Here is a 23,688-nt window from a genome sequence, read left to right as displayed (position 1 = left end):
ATATTACGAAGGGTTAGCGGAACAACTGTTATAGCCAAAAATAAATCATTACATAGAAATGATGTTTTATTAGGATAAATCAAGATTTAAATCAAAAATCTTCTTAAATCTTTATATAATATGTTACTCATGTATCAATTTCACCACGTTTAACAGCCTCCAAAGCATTTAACCGAGCGATTAAGGTGCGTTGATTTTTTTCATCTGGTGACTGTATCCATGCTTGTTGTGCTTGAACAACTTGATCTTCTAGCTCTTGGATATTTAACCATCCATAAAAATGCCACCATTGCTTTTCAACCTGTTGAAAATCAGAATTTTTATCGTAATTATTATGATTTAACAAGGTTAAATTAGAGCTTTTTTTAATTTTTTCTGCTAATTCAAATATGTTTTTTTGCTTTAAATACAGCGAAATATCTTCATGCTCATAGGGCAAATCTAATAAAGCCTCTCTTATTTGAGCCAGATCTTCTGGCAACTCTAAACGACAAAGTGCTTCTTCAACACTCGCTATAATTATAGGACAATACAACAATAAAGCAATTAAAATACACATCCGTTCATAATCAACCTGATTTTTATGTATAGTCGGACGCACGAGCTGCGTATTCAACACTAGACTTTTCTGTTTATTAGATAGGGACTTACGATCAAATTTACCATTACGAGGATAAAACTGTTCATAAAACCGATCCATCAGTACCTTACGATATTCTTTGGATAAATTTTGATCTGTAATTTGCTGTGCAATAAAAGTCAAACGCGCTTTCAGTGCTGCTCTCTGTTCTGGCGATTGATCGGTCATTGCATTCACCGAAAGCGTATACAATGTTTCACTTAGATTTTTTCTCTGACGAATAATGTTAATAAATGCTTCCGATCCATAACGCTGCACAAAACTATCTGGATCTTCACCATCAGGAAGTGAAATAAAATTTAATGTTTGCTCAGACGTTAAAATTGGCAGAGCCTCTTCAGCAGCATGCAACATTGCTCTACGACCTGCACCATCTCCATCAAAACATAATACAGGTTGAGAACTTGCCCTCCACAATAATCCTAATTGATCTTGAGTTAATGCCGTCCCTAAAGGAGCAACAGCACCATGAAAACCCGCCTGATATAACGCAATAACATCCATATATCCCTCAACGACGATTACTGTATTATACAAAGGATCAATATCTTTCCGAGAAAAAACAGAGGATAAGTGATTTAACCCAAACAAAACACGTCGTTTGGAAAATAAAGGGGTTTCTGGGCTGTTCAAATATTTTGGCTGACCATCACCAATAATACGCCCACCAAAGGCAATCACTCTGCCACGCTTATCACATATCGGATACATAACACGGTTAAAGAAGAGCTCCCCTCCCCATTGACCATCTGCTTGCCGCCTTAATAAACCAGCTTCACCGATATGCTTTAACTCATATCCTTTTGTTTTTAGATATTCAACTAGTCCACCACGACCATCACCAGACCAACACAAACCAAACTCGCGAATAGTTTGCTGCGTAATCCCACGATTTAATAAATACTCGCGTGCCACTCTTGCTTTGGGCGTTTGAAACTCAGATAAATAATATTCATGAGCTGCAGTCATTAGCTCATATAAGTTATGCTGTTGTTCTTGACGTTGTTTTTGCTGTGGTGTTTGTTCAGGAACTTCTATGCCTGCTAATGATGCTAATTCTGATACCGCTTCATTAAAACTACGTCCTTCACTTTGCATAACAAAGGAAATCACATCTCCATGCACACCACAGCCATAGCAATGAAAGTGATCATCATAAATATAAAAAGAAGGTGTCTTTTCACCGTGAAAAGGACAACAAGCTTTCCAGTGACGACCTGAGCGTGCAACCTTTACTTTTCTTGAAATGATACTGTGTAAAGGAAGACGTTGCCGTAACTCCTCAAGAAATCGTTGATCAAACGCCACAAGTCACCTGCTTCATTATAAATCTTAAGAAAGTTTTGCTTTAACTAAAGGATTTACCTTTGAGAAATCAATGACTGCACCATAATTTTCTTTTAAGAAAGCCATAACTTTCCCCATATCTTTTACAGAGGCTGCACCTGTTTGTGCCATCGCTTCGTCAACAGCTTTTGCAATTCCTGCATCATCAAGCTGAGCTGGAAGAAACGTTTCAATCACAACAATTTCACTTTCTTCTTTGTCAGCTAAGTCGCTACGATTAGCTTGTTGATACATTTCCATGGATTCGCGACGAGATTTAATCATGCCTTTTAACATTGCAATGATCTCTTCTTCACCCACTTGCTCAATCCCTTTTGGACGAGCACCGATATCTAAATCCTTTAATTTCGCACCAATCATACGCAAGGTTGAAACTTTTTCAGCTTCTTTTGCTTTCATTGCTGTTTTAAGTTCTTCTTTAAAACGTTCACGTAAATCCATGTGGATCCTCCATCCTTTTTAATTAAAATATTCTTTTAATCTTTACTGAAAATAGGAAATTTTTTCCATGTAAAAATTTTTCACAATTACTCTGGGAATTTTTTTCCCAATCGATTATATAGAGTATACGACATTCGTCCAGCAAAGGACATAAGGACATGATGGATATTGATACAATTATTTCTCGCCTTGGGGGGATTGAACAAGCCGCCCGCATCACAAAAGTAAGCACCGAGGCCATCCGCAAATGGAAACAAGCCCGTGCCATTCCATCCAAACATTGGGCAACTATTATTCAAGAAACGGGTCTAACATTGTCTGATTTACAACCAAACGAAATTAACGATTCGACTCCTCATACCTGCCCAGCAGGTGCAAATGCCGTTCTTCTTCTGGAGGACGGTACTATTTTATGGGGAATTGGATTTGGTGCATATTCTTCAAAAAACAATCTTGCCATTGGAGAAATCTGCTTTTCAACCAGCATGACGGGATACCAAGAAACTTTAACTGATCCTTCTTTTGCTGGACAATTAATTACTTTTACTTTTCCTCACATCGGAAATGTTGGCACAAATATTGATGATAATGAAGACAATAAAATTGTTGCAAAAGGCTTAATTGTTAAACAACAAGTCACTGAGCCTGGAAATTGGCGTTCAAGTGAATCTTTGCAAAATTGGTTGAAAGAACAAAATGTTACAGGTATTTGCGGCATTGATACACGCACATTAACCTTACGCATCCGCGACCACGGCCCTCAAAGTGCTTTATTATACTTCCCTGAAGATGGCATCTTTGACATTGATGCTTTACAAGCAAAAGTAAAAGCATGGCCTGGATTGCAAGGAATGGATTTAGCCAAGGAAGTCACTTGCGCAAAACCACACCAATGGAAAGATGGCGTTTGGCATTGGGGCGACGAAACATCTCCCAAACCTAGCAAAACATATAATGTCGTTGCAATTGATTATGGTGCAAAATATAATATTTTCCGCAACCTAATTGAAGTTGGTTGTAACCTTACCGTTGTACCAGCCACTACCTCTGCTGAAGAAATTCTTAGTCATAATCCTGATGGTGTTTTCTTATCCAATGGCCCTGCAGATCCTGCAGCAACAACTCATTATACAGTTCCTGTGTTAAAAGAACTTCTTGAAAAAAGAATTCCTATTTTTGGTATTTGCCTTGGACATCAACTATTAGCCCATGCTTTAGGTGGTAAAACCTACAAATTAGAACAAGGACATCGTGGGGCAAACCAACCTGTAAAAGATCTAAAAACAGGAAAAGTTGAAATCACCAGTCAAAATCATGGCTTTGCTGTGGATCCTAACAGCCTTCCTTCTGATGCGCATGCAACTCATATTAATTTATTTGATGGATCAAACGAAGGGATTGCTTCGGACAAGTATCCTGCATTCTCTGTGCAATACCATCCAGAAGCCAGCCCTGGCCCAACCGATAGCCATTATTTATTCCAACGCTTTGCGGAATTAATGGATCAACATTCTCCTCACAAAAAACAATAAGGTGTTCCTATGCCTAAACGGACAGACATATCCTCTATTATGATTATTGGTGCTGGACCGATTGTGATCGGTCAGGCATGTGAATTCGATTATTCTGGTGCTCAAGCGTGTAAAGCGTTGAGAGAAGAAGGCTATCGCGTGATTTTGGTTAACTCTAACCCAGCCACAATCATGACAGATCCAGATATGGCCGATGCAACTTATATTGAGCCAATCACCCCAGAAACCGTTGAAAAAATTATTCTTAAAGAAAAACCTGATGCAATTCTACCAACAATGGGTGGGCAAACTGCTTTAAATACAGCGATGGCATTGGATAAATCTGGTTTCTTACAAAAGCATAATGTCGAACTGATCGGCGCAAAAGCAGACGTCATTGATCGTGCTGAAGATCGTTTAAAATTCCGTGAAACCATGGAAAAAATCGGCATTGAAAGCCCACGCAGCACAATCGCTCATACCCTAGAAGAAGCTAGAGAAGCTTTAAAATTCACAGGGCTTCCAGCTGTTATTCGTCCATCTTTTACGTTAGGTGGTTCTGGTGGCGGTATTGCTTATAACAAAGATGAATTTGAGCAAATTGTTACCTCTGGATTAGACGCGTCACCAACAACAGAAGTGCTTATTGAAGAAAGCATTTTGGGTTGGAAAGAATATGAAATGGAAGTTGTCCGCGACAGTGCAGATAACTGTATCATTATTTGTTCGATCGAAAATATTGATCCGATGGGAATTCATACAGGCGATTCAATCACGGTTGCTCCTGCATTAACCTTAACAGATAAAGAATATCAACGGATGCGTGATGCCTCCATTGCATGTTTACGAGCAATTGGTGTAGATACAGGCGGATCAAACGTACAATTTGGCTTAAACCCTGTTGATGGCCGTATGGTTGTCATCGAAATGAACCCTCGTGTTTCTCGCTCATCAGCTCTTGCTTCCAAAGCAACCGGTTTCCCAATTGCTAAAATTGCTGCAAAATTAGCGGTTGGTTATACGTTAGACGAATTAAAGAACGATATTACCAAAACAACACCAGCATCATTCGAACCTACGATTGATTATGTAGTTATTAAAATCCCTCGCTTTACATTCGAAAAATTCCCTGGAACCCCTGCTCTTCTCAGCACCAGCATGAAATCTGTTGGTGAAGCAATGGCTATTGGACGTAGCTTCCCAGAAGCTTTACAAAAAGGGCTTCGCTCTATGGAAATCGGTCTTGCTGGATTGGATCCTGTTGAAATCCCCGGGGATGGTGATGAAGATGCATTCCGTGCAGCACTTTCTCAACCTCGTCCAAATCGTATTTTAATGGCAGCCCAAGCAATCCGTGCAGGATTATCTTTGGAACGCATTCATGAAGCTTGCCGTTTTGATTTTTGGTTCCTACGTGAACTAGAAAAAATCATTCAAACTGAAAATGATTTAAAAGCACATGGTTTACCAAAAGATACTTACCAGCTCAGAGCGATCAAAGCACTTGGCTTCTCTGATAAACAACTTGCCGTATTAACAAACACAACCGAAGCTGATGTCACCCAATTACGTGACAGCTTGGACGTTCATGCTGTTTACAGACGTATCGATACCTGTGCAGGTGAGTTCGCATCTTCGACTTCATATATGTACTCAACATATGAAGGCAGCTTTAATACTCCTGTTTGTGAAAGCAACCCTACAGATCGTGAAAAAATCATCATCTTAGGTGGTGGGCCAAACCGTATTGGACAAGGGATTGAGTTCGATTATTGCTGTGTTCATGCCTCTTATGCACTTAGAGAAGCTGGTTACGAAACCATCATGGTTAATTGTAACCCAGAAACTGTTTCAACAGACTATGATACTTCTGACCGTTTGTATTTCGAGCCATTAACCAATGAAGATGTCATTTCTTTAATCCGTCGTGAACAACAAAACGGCAAAGTTAAAGGATGTATCGTTCAATATGGTGGTCAAACACCATTAAAACTTTCCAAAGCATTGGAGGAAGCTGGCATTCCATTACTTGGCACCCCTGCTGATGCTATTGATTTAGCTGAAGATCGCGAACGTTTCCAAGTATTGTTACAAAAACTTGGCCTACGCCAGCCTTCCAATGGAATTGCTCGCAACGGTGATGAAGCTGAACAAATTGCAGAAAAAATTGGATATCCTGTTGTTATTCGTCCATCTTATGTTTTAGGTGGTCGCGCAATGGAAATCGTTTACGATAAACCAAGCTTACATCGTTATCTGCGTGAAGTTCTACAATCAGCTGGTATTGACGTAACTTCTGGCCCATTATTGATTGATCAATATTTAAGCGACGCAATTGAAACAGATGTTGATTGTGTTGCTGATGGCGAAGATGTCTATGTTGCTGGGGTTATGGAACATATTGAGCAAGCAGGTATTCACTCTGGTGACAGTGCATGTTCAATCCCACCCTATACGTTATCGCCTGCCATTGTAACGGAACTCAAAGCACAAACTTCAACCTTAGCCAAAGCATTGGGTATTGTTGGGTTAATGAACGTTCAATATGCGATTAAAAATAATGAGATCTTTATTTTAGAGGTCAATCCTCGCGCATCTAGAACAGTTCCTTTTGTGGCAAAAGCAACAGGCGTTCCTGTCGCAAAAATTGGGGCTCGCGTAATGGCTGGCGAAAAATTAAAATCTTTCGCTCTTACCGAACGTTCAATTTCTGGTCACGTTGCTGTTAAAGAAGCCGTCTTCCCATTCGCACGTTTCCCAAATGTTGATATTATCTTAGGTCCAGAAATGCGCTCTACAGGTGAAGTCATGGGCATTGATACTTCCTTTGAACGCGCGTTTGCAAAATCACAATTAGGAGCTGGTGTAAGCTTACCTTTATCAGGCAATGTTTTCCTTTCTGTGCGCCAAAATGATCGTGTTTCTTTACCTTCATTAGGACGTAAATTAACTGAAATGGGCTTTACCATTTTAGCAACCAGAGGCACTGCTGAAACATTAAAGCAAGCAGGCATTGAAGCTAAAGTTGTTAATAAAGTGCTAGAAGGACGCCCTCACTGTATTGATGCTATTCTTTCTGGAGAAGTTCAGTTGATTATTAACACTGTCCAAGGTGCGCAAGCAGCTGCAGATAGTTTTGATATTCGTCACTCTGCATTAACACATGGTATCCCTTATTATACCACAATGGCTGGTGCGATTGCTGCCGTTCATGCGATCTCTGCATTACGTGAAGGGCAATCAGACGTTGCTCCATTACAATCTTACTTTAGACATTAAAATTTATTCTTTTTAAACAAAATTAATTACTACTAAAACTAACTTGTAAAAGATCTTAGGATTCAATTCTTAAGATCTTTTTTTTATTACTGACCTTTAAATTATTTCTAAAAAGATTTATTATTTTTCTTTACAAAACCTTTAATATTTTACAATAATAACGACTGTATTTTTGAAATTATTAACTTTTCAATCATTTCTCATTTATCTGTAAAATATCAATATACGCGTTAGTACAAGGAAATTTTTTATGTTTGGCTTTGATAAAAATGATCTTTCAAAATTTATAGGTAAACGCTTTGTATTTACTTATAATAGTGGCTGGAGTTATGAACTTTACATAAAAAATACAGGCCGAGTTGATTATCGCGTTCATCATGGCGTTATTGGCGATCGTTGGATTAAAAACCAACATGTTTATATGGCACTAATTTCCAAAGATATCTGTAAATTATCATGGACTGAAAGAACTGGAACAAACGTCAGTATTATTATTAATTTGGTCGATCATTGTTACCAAGGGACTTTATTTTTCCCACACTGGATTATTAAACACCCTGAAAAAGCTGCTCATGCTATCAATGATACAATCCCGTTGATCGAACTATATCGCGAAGCTGGTCCAACTTACCCAATTGAAATCGTAGACGAATTTGCAAGAATTACATTTATTGAAGATTGTGGTGTTGATGATGAAACCATCATTGCGTGCCCATCTAGCGAACTCTCAAAAGAAGCTCGCGAACATTTAAAGCTAGCAATGTAATTCAACCAGATATCTATTTTGTTTGAGACCAAAATTGTGGCAAGAATATTTCTTGTACAAGTATTTTTTGTTGATGGCTTGTAAAACAAGAACGTCTTGCCTATAAATTGTCATAACGATATAATGATGGCATCAAATGGATTGGATAGGATGCAGCTTCTAATTCTGACCTTTGAAAATGGTTACTGGTAAATAAGATAGCCCCAAGCGGTTTCTGGCCAATATCTATTAATGTATCAGAAGTTTTATCATCAGGGATAATGACACTACGAGCATAAACCCAAGGTTCATTATGCCCTTTTAAAACAACCTCCCTCACCCGTTCTTTTCGTGAGGAAGCAATATTTAAATATACATATTCATCTTCTCTAAGATATGTCTCTTTTTCCGAGAGAACTGCTAAAGAAAAATGATGATTACTAAGCAATGTTAGTCGTTGCGTCAAAGACCCTTCACCAAATAGCCAATCTATCTCTAGCTCAGAAAGTTGTTTTTGTAATCTATGACATTTCTGCCAATTAAATAGACAAGAATCCATGTGTATAAACTATTTGACTATTGATACATAAGTAGGAAGATCCCACGCACCACCCATCGCAATCATACGACACATTGCAGAGGGAATGTTAGAAGCTTGAACAAAATCCTTTCCATTCCAAACCCAAGATTGGTGCGACCAACAGTCTCCTAACACATCTTCTTTCATACGAAACACAATAGTATTATCTTCCATTTCATCTTCACCTATCATCGTAATCAATTTTGGTTGATATGGTTGCTCTTGGTGAATAATCCAATATCCATAGTTCGTATGATAAGCTCCAGATGAGCAGAACCCAGTGATTAATAAACGATTATATGTGAGCACTTCCACTACTTTAGGTTCGAAGCTAGCATCAGAATTTTCTAATGCATCACAATAATCTCCCTTAATTTTAACCAACTCTTTCTGAAGTAACACCCAGTCTATTTTTGATTGCCAAACCTTCACATCACCTTTAGGTAAGAGTTTTTGATAAATAACTGGCGTAGGCAATGCTGGTAAGACGCTATCTTCTGATTTATTTCCTTGTTTGATCAATGCAGAAGGTGTTCCAACCCGCCCTTGCTCAGCATCCATTTTGAGTAAAACTGCAGAAGCCCCATTTCCTGGTAAAACCCACTCTTGATTTCCTCCAACAAATGAAATCTTAGCAGTTCCTTTCAGTGCATGAAGCAATGCTTTTGTTTGTGCTGCTGTTAAAAGAACTGAGGGCAAATCATCATCTGAGTCTTTAACAGAAGGTAATTGAATATCTCCATAAGATTGATCTCCAATTTTCAAAATCATTTTATCAGGTAAAACAACCTTTTTCTCATTATCATTTGCTATATCAGACAATTGCACTAATGCGGAAACCTCCTGCCCTTTACCCGCTTTGCGGGTAAGTAAAACCGTCACACGATTAGCATCATCCTCAGGCGAGTAGCCCGCAGCACGACATGTGCGTGTATTATCACAATTAATTTGCCAATCTTTATGTTCGAATGAAATCCCTTGAGCAAAAACTGACGTTCCCACCATCATTCCTAATGCCATACTCATCAGCATTGTTTTATACATCATAACACCTTATCCTGCTTTCAGCTTTACATTTACTTTATAATAAATTCTCTTTCGAAAATCACAATAATTCAGTATTTTTTACAAAAAACCTCGTTTATATAGAAATATGTTTATTATCATTGCTGTATTCGCTATAGTATCTGCTTGTTCGTTTTTTAAAGGATATTGATCTTGCAAAAATTTCCAATGACGGCTCAAGGGCTCCAACGTTTGGAAGAAGAGCTTCGCCGACTTAAAGATAAAGAACGCCCTGAAATTATTCGTGCAATTGCAGAAGCACGTAGCCATGGTGACTTATCTGAAAACGCAGAATATGATGCAGCTCGTGATCGTCAATCTTTTACTGAAGGACGTATTTTAGAGCTTGAACAAATCATTTCTTCTGCACAAGTCATTGATCCATCAACTTTGTCTGGAAATACCGTAAAATTCGGTGCAAAAGTTTTATTAGTAGACGAAGAAACAGATAAAGAAAAAGAATTTCAAATTGTCGGTGTGCATGAAGCTGATATTAAACTTGGTTTACTTTCAATTTCCTCACCTTTGGCAAAAGCCTTAATCGGAAAAGAAAAAGGTGCCACCGTTTCCGTTCCCGCACCAGGCGGAGACCGCTCTTATGAAATCCTTGAAATCACTTATGGTGCCTAAGGTCTGGTAAAAACAATGCTTTCAATTGATGATATCTATGCCGCAGCAGAACGGATCAAAGGGCGCGTTACTCGCACCCCTACCATTACTTGCCAATCTTTATCCAAACGCGTTAATGCAAACGTTACCTTAAAACTGGAAAACCTACAATCTGTGGGTTCTTTCAAAGAAAGAGGCGCTGCCAACCGTTTGGCTATGTTAACTGAAGATGAAAAAAAACGTGGTGTAATTACCGTATCAGCGGGAAACCATGCTCAAGGCGTTGCCCGTCACGCTCAGTTACTCGGCATTGATGCCATTATTGTTATGCCTAAATTTACCCCTGTCTCCAAAGTCAACCGTACGGCTGCATGGGGTGCCAAAATCATCCTAGAAGGTGAAGATTTTACACAAGCTTCTTTATTCGCGGATGATTTAGCTGCCAAAGATGGTCGTGTTTTTGTGCATCCTTATGATGATCTTGCCGTCATGGCAGGGCAAGGCACAGCAGCTTTGGAAATCTTTGAAGATGCTCCTGGAGATTTAGATTACTTACTGGTTCCAGTGGGTGGCGGCGGATTAATTTCTGGCTTTGCCGTCGCTGCAGCCGCGCTGCGTCCTTATACCAAAATTATTGGCGTTCAAAGTGAGCAATTCTTCTCTTACTCTATAGCTCAAAACAAAGACTTACCTGTTTTGGGTGGAGCCACGATTGCTGAAGGTACGGCTGTTCGTCAATTGGGACATCATACATCTGAAGTAATTAAGAAATATGTTCATGACATTATCTCTGTCCCTGAACAAGCCATTGAGGATGCCATTACGTTAACCGCAGAGCATGCAAAGCAAGTCACAGAAGGATCTGGCGCAAATGCTTTGGCTGCGATTTTAACCTATCCAGAACGCTTCAAAAACAAGAATATTGCCTTCCCGATTAGTGGCGCGAATATTGATACACGTATTTTAGCAAATACACTCTTACGCACCCTATTACGTGAAGGACGCTTATTAAGATTACGTTTCTTTATTCCCGATCGTCCTGGATTACTCGCGGATATTTCTCATATTATTGGCACCGAAATGAACGGCAATATTATTGAGGTCTCCCATCAACGTCTATTCACCACGTCTAGCGTTCAATCTGCAGTTCTAGAAATTATGATCGAAGCACGAAGTGCTGAACATTCTCAAGAAATCCTGAACTGCTTGCAAGAAAAATATAAAGTCGAAAGAATATAATATTTTCCAATAAATGGAGTTATTAATTTACCAATAACTCCATTTTTATATGGTAACATGCAATGCTGTTTAAAGATATTTTTAGCTTCACCTCTATAATATTATCCATATCAAGCATAATGCCACTAAAAGCGAATGCCCAAGCAACACCATTCCAAGCTCCTTTTTTTGAAACAGAAAAATTTAAAATCTATATAAAAGATCCCTGCCCTTTATATGCCAATGTTTGTGACAATGTGATTTACACTGGTATTAACAAAAAAAACCAACAAAAAATTATGCTAAAAGGTGCTACGCTCAATGAAAGCCCTTCATATAATTTCAAAGGATATTCTTTTATTAATCAAAATCACATGTATACTCTATCTCCTTCTGCTGATTCAAAAGATTTAGATACTTGGACGTTAACAATTATTAAAAAAAGTAAAACCACTGCACCAAAAATAATTTTACAAGAAAACGGCAAGTGGAACTACGATAAAGGTGAGCTTTATGAATCAAAAACTTACAAATTCTTTCTACTGAATAGCTGTATCGAAGGAAATGTCAGTTGTAATGGCATGAAGATGAATGTTATTAATAAACAAAATAAGCGTCAGATCATCGTTAATACGGAAACAATGAGCCGCCCTAGCAATTACGATTTCTTGGGCTATATTATGACTAGTGGAATGTTTCAATATAATTTAAATTTAACATTTGTAACTAAACCCTCTTTAGATGTTATGCCTATAAAAGACTCTAGTAACGAAATTTTCTCTGAAGATTTAATCGAAAAAGAATAACTTCACCTTAAATTATTATGATAAATTTGGAAGCGATACTTTTTGTATCCTCATTCGCTTTGCTATCCAAAAATCAATACATTATTCATTAATAAAGCCACTATAACAAAAAAATAGGAGACACTACATCGATTACGTAGTGTCTCCTACCCAAAATATAGCGCTTTTTATGAAATGAGCAGTATTATAACTTATCCTACTCTGATCTCAATCGTATCTTCATGCACCCGCACATCATAAGATTTAACGTTATATGTCTTATCTTCCAAACAAACACCATCTTTCAAACGAAAACGTTGTTTTTTGAGAGGACTGGCGACCCATAAATCCCCTTGATGCTCAGCTATTAATCCTCTTGATAAAACACTTGCCTTTGCAAAAGGATCAATATTGCTAATCGCATAGAGTTGTTTTTCTTCTGTTGGTCGAAAAATCGCCACATGTTCTTTATTTACCAAAGCACATATGCCTGTCTGAGGTAAAACATCACTAAGTTGACAGATTGTTACCCATTCGCTCATTGTTTTTTCCTCTTTAACTAAAAAATACGTTCTTCTGGTTTTGCTGGACGATGTTGTTGACGTTCAGACACCATTTGCACATTCTCATCAGGGGCATCACTATTCACAAAATGTGTAAATCGTTTTTGATATTCTGGATTTTCTACAGTTTCTTTCCACTCGCATTTAAACTGTTCACGCAACTCTGTAATATCTTGTTCAAGCTCTGCGTTAATGCCCAATTTATCATCAATAACAACACTACGAACGTAATCGATACCACCATCTAAAGTTTGCAACCAAACAGATGTTCTTTGTAATTTATCAGCTGTACGAATATAGAACATCATAAAGCGATCCATATATTTTAAAGCTGTTTCACGATCTAAATTACTAGCCAACAAGTCTGCATGACGAGGTGTCATTCCTCCATTACCGCAAACATATAAATTCCAACCTTTGTCGGTTGCAATTAAACCAATATCTTTACCTTGAGCTTCTGAACATTCACGTGTACAGCCTGATACACCGATTTTAACTTTGTGAGGTGTTCTGATCCCTTTATAGCGATTTTCAATTTCAACGCCAAAAGCAACACTGTCACCTACACCATATCGACACCACTCACTACCAACACATGTCTTTGCCATCCGTAATGCTTTGGCATAAGCATGTCCTGTTTCAAAACCTGCTGCAATTAATGCTTTCCATATATCTGGTAATTCATGTAATTTAGCACCGAAAAGCGCAATCCGTTGAGAGCCTGTAATTTTAGAATATAGATTATATTTCTTAGCAATTTGCCCCACAGCAATTAACCCATCAGGAGTGATTTCTCCACCAGCTGAACGTGGAATCACAGAATATGTACCGTCTTTTTGAAGATTTCCCAAGAAACTATCATTTGTTTCTTGCAATGACACCAACTCAGGTTTCAAAATATATTCATTCCAACAAGAGGCTAACAAAGAAGCTGCTGTAGGCTTACAGATTTCACATCCATATCCTTGACCATGTTTTTTAAGAAGCTCTTGGAACGTTTTAATCTTACCCACTTTAATTAAATGATAAAGCTCTTGTCTGGTATAAGCAAAATGCTCGCATAGTTGTTTTTTAACTTCTATTCCTTGTTTACTAAGTTCTGCATTCAAAACTTGAGTAATCATTGGAATACATCCACCACATCCTGTTCCCGCTTTGGTTGTCGCTTTAATTGCATCAACCGTATGACAACCTGCTTGAACAGCTTCAACGATCTCTCTTTTACTAACATCAAGACAAGAGCAAATCGTTGCTGAATCAGGTAAGGAATCCACTCCCAAAACAGGTTTGCTACCTGTATAAGAAGGTAAAATCAATGCATCAGGATGTTCTGGCAAATCCATTTGATTCAACATCAACTGTAATAAATTACCATAGTCAGAAGTATCTCCGACTAACACAGCACCTAATAATTTTGTATTATCTTCACTAACAATTAATCGTTTATAAATCTCTGCTTTTTCATCTAAATAGACATAACTATTTGCGTTTGGTGTAATTCCTTTTGCATCACCAATACTACCGACATCAACCCCTAATAATTTTAATTTAGCACTCATATCTGCGCCAATAAATGGATCAACTTCTTTGCCTAATAAATGGCTAATCGCAATCTGTGCCATTTTATAACCTGGCGCAACTAATCCAAAAACTTTACCATTCCAAACAGCGCATTCACCAATCGCGTAAATATTAGGATCAGATGTTTGACAATATTCATTAATTTGAATACCGCCTCTTGTCCCCAAAGTTAAATTAGATTTTTTAGCCAAAGCATCATTCGGACGAATACCCGTTGCAAACACGATGAAATCCAACTCTAATGAAGAACCATCGGCAAATTCCATGGCTTTACCATGATCCGTATCGATAATTTGCTTAGTATTTTTTTGAGTATGAATAGTAATACCCATTGCTTCAATTTTTTTACGAAGCAAATCTCCACCCATTTTATCAAGCTGCTCAGCCATTAAAACAGGTGCAAACTCAACGACATGCGTTTCAACATTAAGATTTCTTAAAGCACCCGCAGCTTCTAACCCCAACAAACCACCACCAACAACGGCACCTCTTTTACTACGTTTCGCACAAGCAGAAATCGCATCTAAATCTGTTAACGTCCGATAAACAAAACAATCTTTCCCATCTGATCCTGGAATAGGCGGAACAAAAACATGAGAGCCCGTTGCAATGATGAGTTTATCATAAGGAACAATTTTCCCTGAAGCTCCATGCACTTCTTTCTTTTGACAATCAATGACTGTTGCCTCTTCGCCAAGCAAAAGATTAACTTTATTATCTTCATAAAACCCTTGAACAACCAAAGATAATGATGACGCTTGATAATCTAAAAAATAAGACGACAGATGCACTCGATCATAAGCAACATGTGGTTCTGCACAAAATATAGTCACATTAAATTGGCTGATATCCGCTTTATTGCTTAGCTCTTCAACAAATTTATGCCCTACCATTCCGTTTCCAATAATCACTAATCGAATGGGATCCATAACTGCCTCGCTTTGACTGAAAATATAAATCTGTGTCTCTTATTAAATTATAACGGCTATAACACTACCACCCGAACGGAATGATCACAATAATCACAAAGTATTAGTTATGAGGAATATTTTTATTTATTTTTTTACTAGAACTCTTGAAATTAAAAAACAAAACTACATATTAAAAGGCTGTTGTTTATTTACAATAGATGCTTAAATATAATGACAAAATTGAATATATTGTTTTTACTGATTCATACTTAGTAAATAAACAAAATCAAAAAAAGTTAAAGACGTTAAGAAAGATTCCTTTTCATGGGTACATATATAGATTCAGATACAGATTTTAGTAATGTTGTAATTATCAATAGTAACAGAATTGTTGTCGGGGGGGCATGGACTGCAAAACTTGTCAATGGCACCACTATGTATACTAACAGTGCTACTGGTGAAAGTTATGCGGGACCAATTAATTTTGTTGGAATTACCTCTTTAACTATTTCTAGTGGTGCTGTTGCTGATAATATCGTTGTTATAAAAAGTGCAACACAAACATCTGCTCCATCTATCACTGTTTCTGAAGGTGGTACCTTATCTAATTCAACGGTTTTTACATCAAAGGTTTATATTTCATATGGTGCGACATCAGAAGAAAACAGTTATGTTTCTTCTGATGTATCTTTAAGATCAGGTACAATCAATGTACAAGGAAACGTAACTACAACAGGCGGTACATCAACTAATGATTCATTTTATATACCAAGCACAACATCAACTTCAAGTGGTACGTTAATTTCACTCGGCAATTCAACGGCTTCTTTCCAAACCTCAGACGGCACTGGTAAGACTAGCGTGGGAATAGCTAGCTCAATGAACAACCCAAATATTTATGGAAATGGGGTGTCGACGTCAACAAACTCGATCTCTCTTAGTAAAGGAAGTTATATAGGTGATAATAGCATTGCAACAAATCAACCTGTTCAAAAATATACGACAATTAACGGATATACCGTAAAAAATAGTAATAAAGTTGGCACAACAGTGGCTTCAACTTGGACCGCACAACTTGTAGATGGCAAAACAGTATATGTTTCTAATACTGGAGCTGTTTTTGATGGCCCCCTTAATTTATTCAATATTACCTCTTTAACAGTTAAAGATGGTGCGGTCGTTGATGGGTTGGTCATGATAAACACAGGATACTATCTAACTGTTCCAAGCATTACCATCGAGGCCGGTGGTGTTATACAAAACTCGTTCATCGGTGCTGCTACCATTGTTAATAATGGAACATCATTAAATAACACATATCTTAACCCTACATATACAGGAGCATCTGGATCTATAAGTCAGGGGGACTATATGTTGCAAGGCGGGGTTATGCAGCTAGCAGTTGACATTTCTGACGCTGATTCTGAACTTAGTATGGTTATGAATGCCACTAGCACGATTACACTAAATGGTACAGCTTCTTTTGATTCATATGCAGGAATGGCACCTTACAATGCGAATTCTAGCAACTATACACTCACCGTTACTAGCTCGGGCACTGCTACTGTTGGCTGTTTTCTTGCTGGCACTTTAATTAATACAGTCAATGGATTAGTTGCTGTTGAAAATATTAACGTCGGCGATCAAATCATTGCAGTTGTTGATGGTAAAGAAGAAATTCGTTCCGTTATTTGGGTTGGTCAGAATACAGTAGCAGTCAATACTGATGCCTCTAAAGACGAGGCAAATTATCCTATTCGTATTTTGAAAAATGCAATTTCTGATGGCGTTCCTTTCAAAGACTTACTAGTGACCCCAGAACATTGCATTGTGCTTGATGGACAATTTATTCCTGCAAGAATGTTGGTTAATAATGGTAGTATTTTTTATGATACCTCTATTACAGAATATACCTACTATCATATTGAAACCGAACAACATTCTATCATTACCGCAGATGGTGTTTTAACAGAAAGTTATCTTGATACAGGGAATCGTTCTGGTTTTATTTCTGATGAAAACATTGTCAGTATTGTTAACCATCACAAAGAATGGAATGTAGATTCAGCTGCACCTTTGACCACAAATAGAGACGTTGTTGAACCCATCTTTACACGACTCATACAACGTTTTTCTCAATTAGGATTTGAACTTTGCGAATCTAATGCTGTTACAACTCATGAAAGCAACTTACATTTATTAACTGATACTGGTGAAATTATTCATAGTACAAACAAAAATAACGGACGTTTCTTTTTTCCTATTCCAGAAGATACTACTCATGTTCAGTTAATTTCTCGTTCTAGTCGCCCAAGTCAAGCTATTGGTCCTTATATAGATGATCGCCGTGATCTTGGAGTATTAGTTGGCAAAGTTACTCTTTTAGAAAAACATACGGCATATTCTATTACAGAACATTTCACATCTGAAACTTTGCAAGGGTGGGATGTCAAAGAGCCAATGAATTGTCGTTGGACAAATGGCGATGGCGCACTAAACATTCGCCTAGAACCATCTAACAATGTTGCAGTTCTTGTGATTGAAGTTTTAAATGCTGGACCTTATCTTCTTAAAGAAAGCTCTTTAGAGCAAAAAGTAGCTTAAGATTTTATAAGCAGTTAAATAGTTATAATAGTCTAAATATTATAGGGAGAGATGTTATAATCATCTCTCCTTATAACTTTATGATGAATGAACAAAAATATACTGTATTATACTAAAAGCTATACCGCTATTCACTCTCTTCCTTTTTAAATTTCAACGAAACCCCATTAATACAATAACGCTCCCCTGTTGGTTTCGGGCCATCAGGGAAAACATGGCCTAAATGTGCTTTACAACGCGAACAATGCACTTCTGTCCTGACCATATGATGACTGTGATCGATCTCTGTTTCAACGGCTCCATCAATGACCGTAAAAAAAGCAGGCCATCCACAACCACTATCATATTTCATATCACCATGAAACAAAGGGCTGTGACATCCTGCACAAGAATATGTGCCAGAACGCATTTCATAATTTAAAGGACTGCTGCCTGGTGGTTCAGTTCCATGATCTCTCATCACTCGCAACTGTTCTGGTGATAAATTAGAAAGCCATAGAAAGTCATTTTTTGTTTTTTCTGTCACTTTATTCCATATCCGATTTATTTTGTCTGAACGATTAATAATATCAACTATTTAAAAACATTTACTATTTTTATATAAAAAAATCATAATCAATATCTGTTATTATGATATAGTCGTATCCATAATATTCATATTAGCTCATTATATAACGTGCATTACAAAACATTTATTTAATTTTAATTGTTTCATGAATAGGATAAAAAATGACACAACAAAAATATCGTCCCGTGATGTTAACCATTCTGGATGGTTTCGGGTATAATCCAGAACATAAAAATAATGCGGTTGCAAACGCAAATACTCCTAATTTAGATCGTCTATTAAAAGATTGCCCTCATGCTTTGTTAGATGCAAGTGGTGAAGATGTTGGCTTACCTGATGGACAAATGGGGAACTCTGAAGTCGGCCATATGAATATTGGTGCTGGTCGCATCATCATGCAAGAACTTCCTAAAATTGGAAAAGCTGTCAAAGATGGCAGCATTATTAAAAATCCATTAATGGTGAAGTTCATTGAAACTTTAAAAAGCAATGATGGAACTTGCCATTTACTTGGTTTGTTCTCTCCTGGTGGTGTGCATGCTCATCAAGAACATGCCGTTGGTTTAGCTAAACTATTACATCAAGCCGGCGTTAAAGTTGCTTTACACGTCTTTACCGATGGTCGTGACACCCCTCCAGAATCAGCAAAAGGATTTGTTGAAGAAGCATTAAAAGAGCTTCCTAAAGAAGTGAGAATTGCTACTGTTTCAGGACGTTATTACGCTATGGATCGTGATAAACGTTGGGATCGCGTACAAAAAGCTTATGATGCACTTATTTCAGCAAAAGGCCCACATAGTGCTGATGCGCTTTCTGTTATTACAGGTGCTTATAAAGAAAAAGTCACTGATGAATTCATCCTTCCAACCGTAGTCGGAGATTATCAAGGCATGAAAGATGGAGATGCAATTCTATCTTTCAACTTCCGTGCTGATCGTATTCGCCAATTAATGGATGCTTTCTTATTCCCTGATTTTGACGGATTTGAACGCTCTAAAATTGTTAAATTCTCTGACGTTGTCGGAATGACGCAATATAGTGACGTTCTTACTAAATATATGGGTGTTTTATTCCCACCTGAATCTTTTGAAAATGTTTTAGGTGAAGTTGTTTCTAAGGCTGGGTTAAAACAACTCCGCTCTGCTGAAACAGAAAAATATCCTCATGTAACATATTTCTTAAATGGTGGACGTGAAGAGCCTTTCCCTGGTGAAGATCGTATTTTGGTCAATTCTCCAAAAGTTGCAACTTATGACTTGCAACCTGCAATGTCTGCACCAGAGCTAACCTCTAAAATTGTTGAAGCTATTAACAGCAAAAAATATGATTTGATTGTTGTAAACTTTGCAAATCCTGACATGGTCGGTCATACAGGAATACTAAAAGCTGCCATCGAAGCTGTTGAAGCTGTCGATAAAGCCTTAGGTGAAGTCGTTAATGCGATTAAACAACAAAATGGTGCTTTGATCATTACTGCAGATCATGGTAACTGTGAAATTATGGTTGATCCCGTAACAGGTGAACCACACACACAACATACTTTGGACAAAGTGCCTGTAATTTTAGAAGGTGTTTCTGGGGTTCAATTACGTGATGGTAGATTGGCTGATCTAGCGCCAACACTATTACACTTAATGAATTTACCTCAGCCTAAAGAAATGACAGGTAAAACACTCATTAAAGAATAAGACGAGGATTTTCTGAAAGAGACGTTACGATACTCCCCTTTTTGGTCAAAGCGATTATCAAAAATCGCTTTAAGGGGGAGTTGCGTCTTTTTCTTTTCCTCTTCTGTCTTTTTTTTAAATGGCTATCCCGTCAAAGCAGAGAAAACAAATTCTGCTAAAGAAGCCTTGCAACAAGCCAAAGAAGCTCAGCAACGTTTACAAGCACAAAAGCAACAAGCTGCTAGCCAATTAAAAAACTTACAGCAACAAAAAGATAGTGCTGTCAAAAGAGCAGCTGACGACCGTAAAAAAGCAGATCAACTCAATCGTGATATGCTAAAAGCAACCCAAGCGCTGCAACTCACAGAAACAAAATCAGCACAATTAACCGAACAAATTGATCAACTAAAAAAACAAGCTGATGCTCTTAATCAAAAACTCCAAGAAGAATCAAAACAGTTCTCTAAATTCCTACCTGTGATTGAACGACTTTCTTTATATCCAACAGATACATTACTTGCTGCTCCGATTAATTCATCTCGCTCTACGATTGGATTATCAGTCATTAAAGGAATATCTGCTCAGTTAGAACAAAAAGCTCAAGTTATTAAACAACACAAAGTGGAGTTAGATGCATTACAAGCTAAATTAGCAGATCAAACCAGTAAGTTAGAAGCTTTACACAAAGATCAAACCCAACAAAGAGATGATCTAGCCAAAGCAACCAAGGAAGCCAGAGCCATTCAACAACGTTCTGCCTCTACTGCATTTAAAGTCTCACAAGATGCTGCAAAAGCAGCTGCAAAAGCCAGCAGTATTAATGATGCTATCCGACAAATCACAGCATCAAGACAAGCAGCAGAGCGACGCTTACAAGCTGAAGCACTTGCTGCCGAACGTGCTCGCAATCAAGTAAAAGCAGAAAGCACAAAAAAAGAAATTAGAAGCGTTACCCAAAGCAATGATGGGCCTGGACTTAGCTCAAACAGTAAAGGAGCTCCTGTTGCTGGACGTATTGTTTCTTTGTGGGGAAGCTCAACCGATGCTGGCCCTGCACAAGGCACAACCTACGCGCCTCAATCAATGGCTTCTGTGCGTGCACCATGTAGCGGACAAATTGAATTTGCCAGCTCTTTTCGTGGATATGGTCAAATGGTTATCCTAAATTGTGGAAAAAGCTATCGCTTTGTTTTAGCAGGCATGGGAGAACTCAACGTGGGTGCCGGACAAAGCGTTAGTAAAGGTGTTATGATTGGACGAATGCCAGCATGGTCGGGGAACTCTACAACTGGGCGTCCAACATTATTCGTTCAATTACGACGTGGAGAAAGAACCATTAACCCGTCACCATTTTTATAAATCGCTTTTTTTCTATTTTTATACTAGAAAAAATATATACAAAGATTAAGATGATATTTTTACTTTTCGTCATTTACTTTAATGCTCTCCCCATAAGGGATAGATTGTCAGGAGAAAATCAGCATGAAGTTCCGTAAAGGACTGCTTGTAGGTACCGCATTTTTAGTCGCTGGTGTTGGGCTTGGTTCCCAATTAGGACAATGGTCTTCTTTTTCTAGCAATAGTTTAGTGGTACAAGCACTTGCTGAAGATGTTAAAAAAGATCAAACTAATGCTGATAAAAGCGCAGAAACATATCGTTTACTGACATTGTTTGGAGATGTTTTTGAGCGTGTTCGGGCAAATTATGTTGAGCCTGTTTCTGATCGTGATTTGATTACTAATGCATTAAATGGAATGTTGACAGGCCTTGACCCCCACAGTTCCTATATGACTGAAAAGCAATATCATAATATGGAAATCCAAACCAAAGGTGAGTTTGGCGGTTTAGGATTAGAAGTCCAGGCTGAGGACGGACATATTAAAGTTGTGTCCCCTATTGATGGAACCCCTGCTGCAAAAGCTGGAATTAAATCTGGTGATTATATTATTGCAATTGACGGTAAAAATATTGATGGTATGCCCTTAAATACCGCTGTTGATAAAATGCGTGGTAAACCAAATACACCAATCACATTGACTTTGCTCAGATTAAAAACTCCAAAACCGATCAAAGTCACGATGACACGTGAAATTATCCATATTCAAGTAATTAAATCTGCACTTTATGGAAAAATTGGATATATCCGCATTTCTCAGTTCAACGAAGAAACTGAAAAAGGCATGCACAAAGCATTTGATAAGCTTCAAAAGGAAGCTGGTGGAAAACTTGCTGGCCTTATTATTGATCTTCGTAATGATCCCGGTGGATTATTGGATCAAGCAATTGCAGTTTGTCGTGACTTTATCAAAGATGGTGCAATTGTTTCTACCAAAGCCCGTGATCCAAAAGATAATCAACTTTGGAATGCTAAAGGTACCGATATTACCAATGGCTTACCAATCGTTGTCTTAACCAATGGTGGATCTGCTTCTGCAAGTGAAATCGTTTCTGGTGCTCTCCAAGATCATCGTAGAGCGATTATTCTTGGCGGTAAAACTTTCGGTAAAGGTTCTGTACAGTCTATTATGCCAATCCCTGGCAATGGTGCAGTACGTTTAACCATTGCACGTTATTATACCCCTTCTGGTCGTTCAATCCAAGGGTTAGGAATTACACCAGATATTGACGTTCAAGATAGTTACGATGAGCCAGAATTCAGCATTCGTGAAGCAGATTTAGATCACGTGATTAAAAATGAAGGCGGAAATAAAGCGAAGCCACCAGTCAGAAATGATTTACCTGCTATTGCAAGCTCTATTCCTAAACAGCCACCTAAAAACTGGCCTAAATATGATTATAATAATCCAGCAACAGACTTCCAATTACAACAAGGGTTAAAAGTTGTGCGCTCTATGGCTGGATTACCTGTTGAAAAAGAAACCCCAGTTCCTGCAGCTAAACCAACAGAAGCTCCAAAACCTGCTCAAACAACGCCTGAAAAGCCTGCGACAACACCTCAAAAACCAGCGAATGAGAATAGTCCGGCACCTCAAGAGCAAAAGATTCAAAAGAAATAAGTTTCTAATTAGCTAATTATTAAAGGATATCATTGATGAGCGACCTTCCTTATCGTCGTAATGTAGCGGCAATCATTTTTAACCCTAAAGGGAAAATCTTTATTGCGCTGCGACATGATCTTGCTAAGGAAGGTATCTGGTCCTTTCCTCAAGGAGGAATTGACCAGCATGAAGATCCTCGCGATGCGATAAAAAGAGAGCTTTCAGAAGAAATCGGTTCTGATCAAATCGAAATATTAGAAGAATATCCAGAGTGGTTGTCTTATGACTTCCCTCCCGATGTTCTAAAAAATCCTTTAAAAGGGAAATATAAAGGGCAAACTCAAAAGTGGTTTGCTGTTCGTTTTATCGGTAACGATTTTGATATTAATCTGGATAATGATGTCGAAAAAGAATTCGATGATTGGAAATGGATTGATATTACCGAACTAAAAGAAATTAAGACAGGATATAAGCGCGATCTATATGCCAAAATATCTGAGTATTTTAAAAAATATTCGAACGCTTAATTTATTTATACTCTTTCATTATAAAAAAAAGACATTCTCTTATTAAA

General features: G+C 37.8%; 18 protein-coding genes. 11 read left to right on the top strand and 7 right to left on the bottom strand.

Features of this window, described 5'->3' with window-relative positions; all coding sequences use genetic code 11:
- Window positions 1–127 precede the first annotated feature (127 nt).
- Both dnaG and CIN_RS01150 read right to left on the bottom strand, forming a co-directional pair.
- Window positions 128–1,948, bottom strand: coding sequence for a DNA primase (dnaG, locus tag CIN_RS01155; RefSeq protein ID WP_040363655.1), 1,821 nt, complete (start codon window positions 1,946–1,948; stop codon window positions 128–130).
- A 24-nt stretch (window positions 1,949–1,972) separates the two neighbouring features.
- Complete coding sequence (locus CIN_RS01150) at window positions 1,973–2,428, bottom strand: GatB/YqeY domain-containing protein (RefSeq protein ID WP_008853215.1); 456 nt, start codon at window positions 2,426–2,428, stop codon at window positions 1,973–1,975.
- Between the two features lie 158 nt (window positions 2,429–2,586).
- Here CIN_RS01150 and carA point away from each other — a divergent pair, with 158 nt between their 5' ends.
- From carA to CIN_RS01135, 3 genes are all read left to right on the top strand, one after another.
- A complete protein-coding gene (gene carA / locus CIN_RS01145) occupies window positions 2,587–3,960 on the top strand; it encodes a glutamine-hydrolyzing carbamoyl-phosphate synthase small subunit (RefSeq protein ID WP_008853214.1) in 1,374 nt (457 codons plus the stop codon).
- Window positions 3,961–3,969: 9 nt separating this feature from the next.
- Complete coding sequence (carB, locus tag CIN_RS01140; protein WP_040363654.1) at window positions 3,970–7,218, top strand: carbamoyl-phosphate synthase large subunit; 3,249 nt, start codon at window positions 3,970–3,972, stop codon at window positions 7,216–7,218.
- Window positions 7,219–7,468: 250 nt separating this feature from the next.
- On the top strand, window positions 7,469–7,984 hold the full coding sequence (locus CIN_RS01135; RefSeq protein WP_008853212.1) for a phenolic acid decarboxylase: 516 nt from the start codon (window positions 7,469–7,471) through the stop codon (window positions 7,982–7,984).
- 100 nt (window positions 7,985–8,084) lie between these two features.
- Here CIN_RS01135 and CIN_RS01130 read toward each other — a convergent pair whose 3' ends face one another.
- Both CIN_RS01130 and CIN_RS01125 read right to left on the bottom strand, forming a co-directional pair.
- Window positions 8,085–8,522 carry a chorismate--pyruvate lyase family protein gene (locus CIN_RS01130; RefSeq protein WP_050798298.1) on the bottom strand — a complete coding sequence of 146 codons (438 nt, stop codon included), beginning with the start codon at window positions 8,520–8,522 and terminating at the stop codon, window positions 8,085–8,087.
- Between the two features lie 9 nt (window positions 8,523–8,531).
- A complete protein-coding gene (locus CIN_RS01125; RefSeq protein ID WP_211475698.1) occupies window positions 8,532–9,590 on the bottom strand; it encodes a DUF1176 domain-containing protein in 1,059 nt (352 codons plus the stop codon).
- A gap of 171 nt (window positions 9,591–9,761) precedes the next feature.
- On the opposite strand from CIN_RS01125, the gene greA reads away from it, so the two are divergent.
- From greA to CIN_RS11290, 3 genes are all read left to right on the top strand, one after another.
- Window positions 9,762–10,238 carry a transcription elongation factor GreA gene (greA, locus tag CIN_RS01120; RefSeq protein ID WP_040363652.1) on the top strand — a complete coding sequence of 159 codons (477 nt, stop codon included), beginning with the start codon at window positions 9,762–9,764 and terminating at the stop codon, window positions 10,236–10,238.
- 15 nt (window positions 10,239–10,253) lie between these two features.
- Window positions 10,254–11,456 (top strand): threonine ammonia-lyase, encoded by a 1,203-nt coding sequence (locus CIN_RS01115; RefSeq protein ID WP_008853208.1) that lies wholly within the window; start codon window positions 10,254–10,256, stop codon window positions 11,454–11,456.
- A gap of 62 nt (window positions 11,457–11,518) precedes the next feature.
- Complete coding sequence (locus CIN_RS11290; RefSeq protein WP_008853207.1) at window positions 11,519–12,241, top strand: hypothetical protein; 723 nt, start codon at window positions 11,519–11,521, stop codon at window positions 12,239–12,241.
- 191 nt (window positions 12,242–12,432) lie between these two features.
- Here CIN_RS11290 and nirD read toward each other — a convergent pair whose 3' ends face one another.
- Both nirD and nirB read right to left on the bottom strand, forming a co-directional pair.
- Window positions 12,433–12,762 carry a nitrite reductase small subunit NirD gene (gene nirD / locus CIN_RS12185; protein ID WP_040363651.1) on the bottom strand — a complete coding sequence of 110 codons (330 nt, stop codon included), beginning with the start codon at window positions 12,760–12,762 and terminating at the stop codon, window positions 12,433–12,435.
- A 17-nt stretch (window positions 12,763–12,779) separates the two neighbouring features.
- Complete coding sequence (nirB, locus tag CIN_RS01100) at window positions 12,780–15,293, bottom strand: nitrite reductase large subunit NirB (protein WP_008853205.1); 2,514 nt, start codon at window positions 15,291–15,293, stop codon at window positions 12,780–12,782.
- Between the two features lie 306 nt (window positions 15,294–15,599).
- Here nirB and CIN_RS01095 point away from each other — a divergent pair, with 306 nt between their 5' ends.
- A complete protein-coding gene (locus tag CIN_RS01095) occupies window positions 15,600–17,879 on the top strand; it encodes a Hint domain-containing protein (protein WP_008853204.1) in 2,280 nt (759 codons plus the stop codon).
- Window positions 17,880–18,006: 127 nt separating this feature from the next.
- On the opposite strand, the gene msrB is transcribed toward CIN_RS01095, so the two are convergent.
- A complete protein-coding gene (gene msrB, locus CIN_RS01090; protein WP_008853203.1) occupies window positions 18,007–18,405 on the bottom strand; it encodes a peptide-methionine (R)-S-oxide reductase MsrB in 399 nt (132 codons plus the stop codon).
- Between the two features lie 203 nt (window positions 18,406–18,608).
- Here msrB and gpmI point away from each other — a divergent pair, with 203 nt between their 5' ends.
- The 4 genes from gpmI to CIN_RS01070 all read left to right on the top strand — a co-directional run bounded on the left by gpmI (window position 18,609) and on the right by CIN_RS01070 (window position 23,641).
- The gene (gene gpmI / locus CIN_RS01085) at window positions 18,609–20,135 is read left to right on the top strand and encodes a 2,3-bisphosphoglycerate-independent phosphoglycerate mutase (RefSeq protein WP_008853202.1); all 1,527 of its coding nucleotides are present in this window, start codon (window positions 18,609–18,611) and stop codon (window positions 20,133–20,135) included.
- A 165-nt stretch (window positions 20,136–20,300) separates the two neighbouring features.
- Window positions 20,301–21,473, top strand: a complete 1,173-nt coding sequence (locus tag CIN_RS01080) for a murein hydrolase activator EnvC family protein (RefSeq protein ID WP_008853201.1) — start codon at window positions 20,301–20,303, stop codon at window positions 21,471–21,473.
- A 123-nt stretch (window positions 21,474–21,596) separates the two neighbouring features.
- The gene (locus CIN_RS01075; protein ID WP_008853200.1) at window positions 21,597–23,132 is read left to right on the top strand and encodes a S41 family peptidase; all 1,536 of its coding nucleotides are present in this window, start codon (window positions 21,597–21,599) and stop codon (window positions 23,130–23,132) included.
- A gap of 35 nt (window positions 23,133–23,167) precedes the next feature.
- Window positions 23,168–23,641 carry an RNA pyrophosphohydrolase gene (locus tag CIN_RS01070; protein WP_008853199.1) on the top strand — a complete coding sequence of 158 codons (474 nt, stop codon included), beginning with the start codon at window positions 23,168–23,170 and terminating at the stop codon, window positions 23,639–23,641.
- The last annotated feature ends 47 nt before the right edge of the window (window positions 23,642–23,688 follow it).

The sequence above is a fragment of the Commensalibacter intestini A911 genome, assembly GCF_000231445.1.
Lineage (GTDB): Bacteria > Pseudomonadota > Alphaproteobacteria > Acetobacterales > Acetobacteraceae > Commensalibacter > Commensalibacter intestini.
Note: the sequence above shows the minus strand (reverse complement) of the source record. Positions and strands in the feature narration are given on the sequence as shown.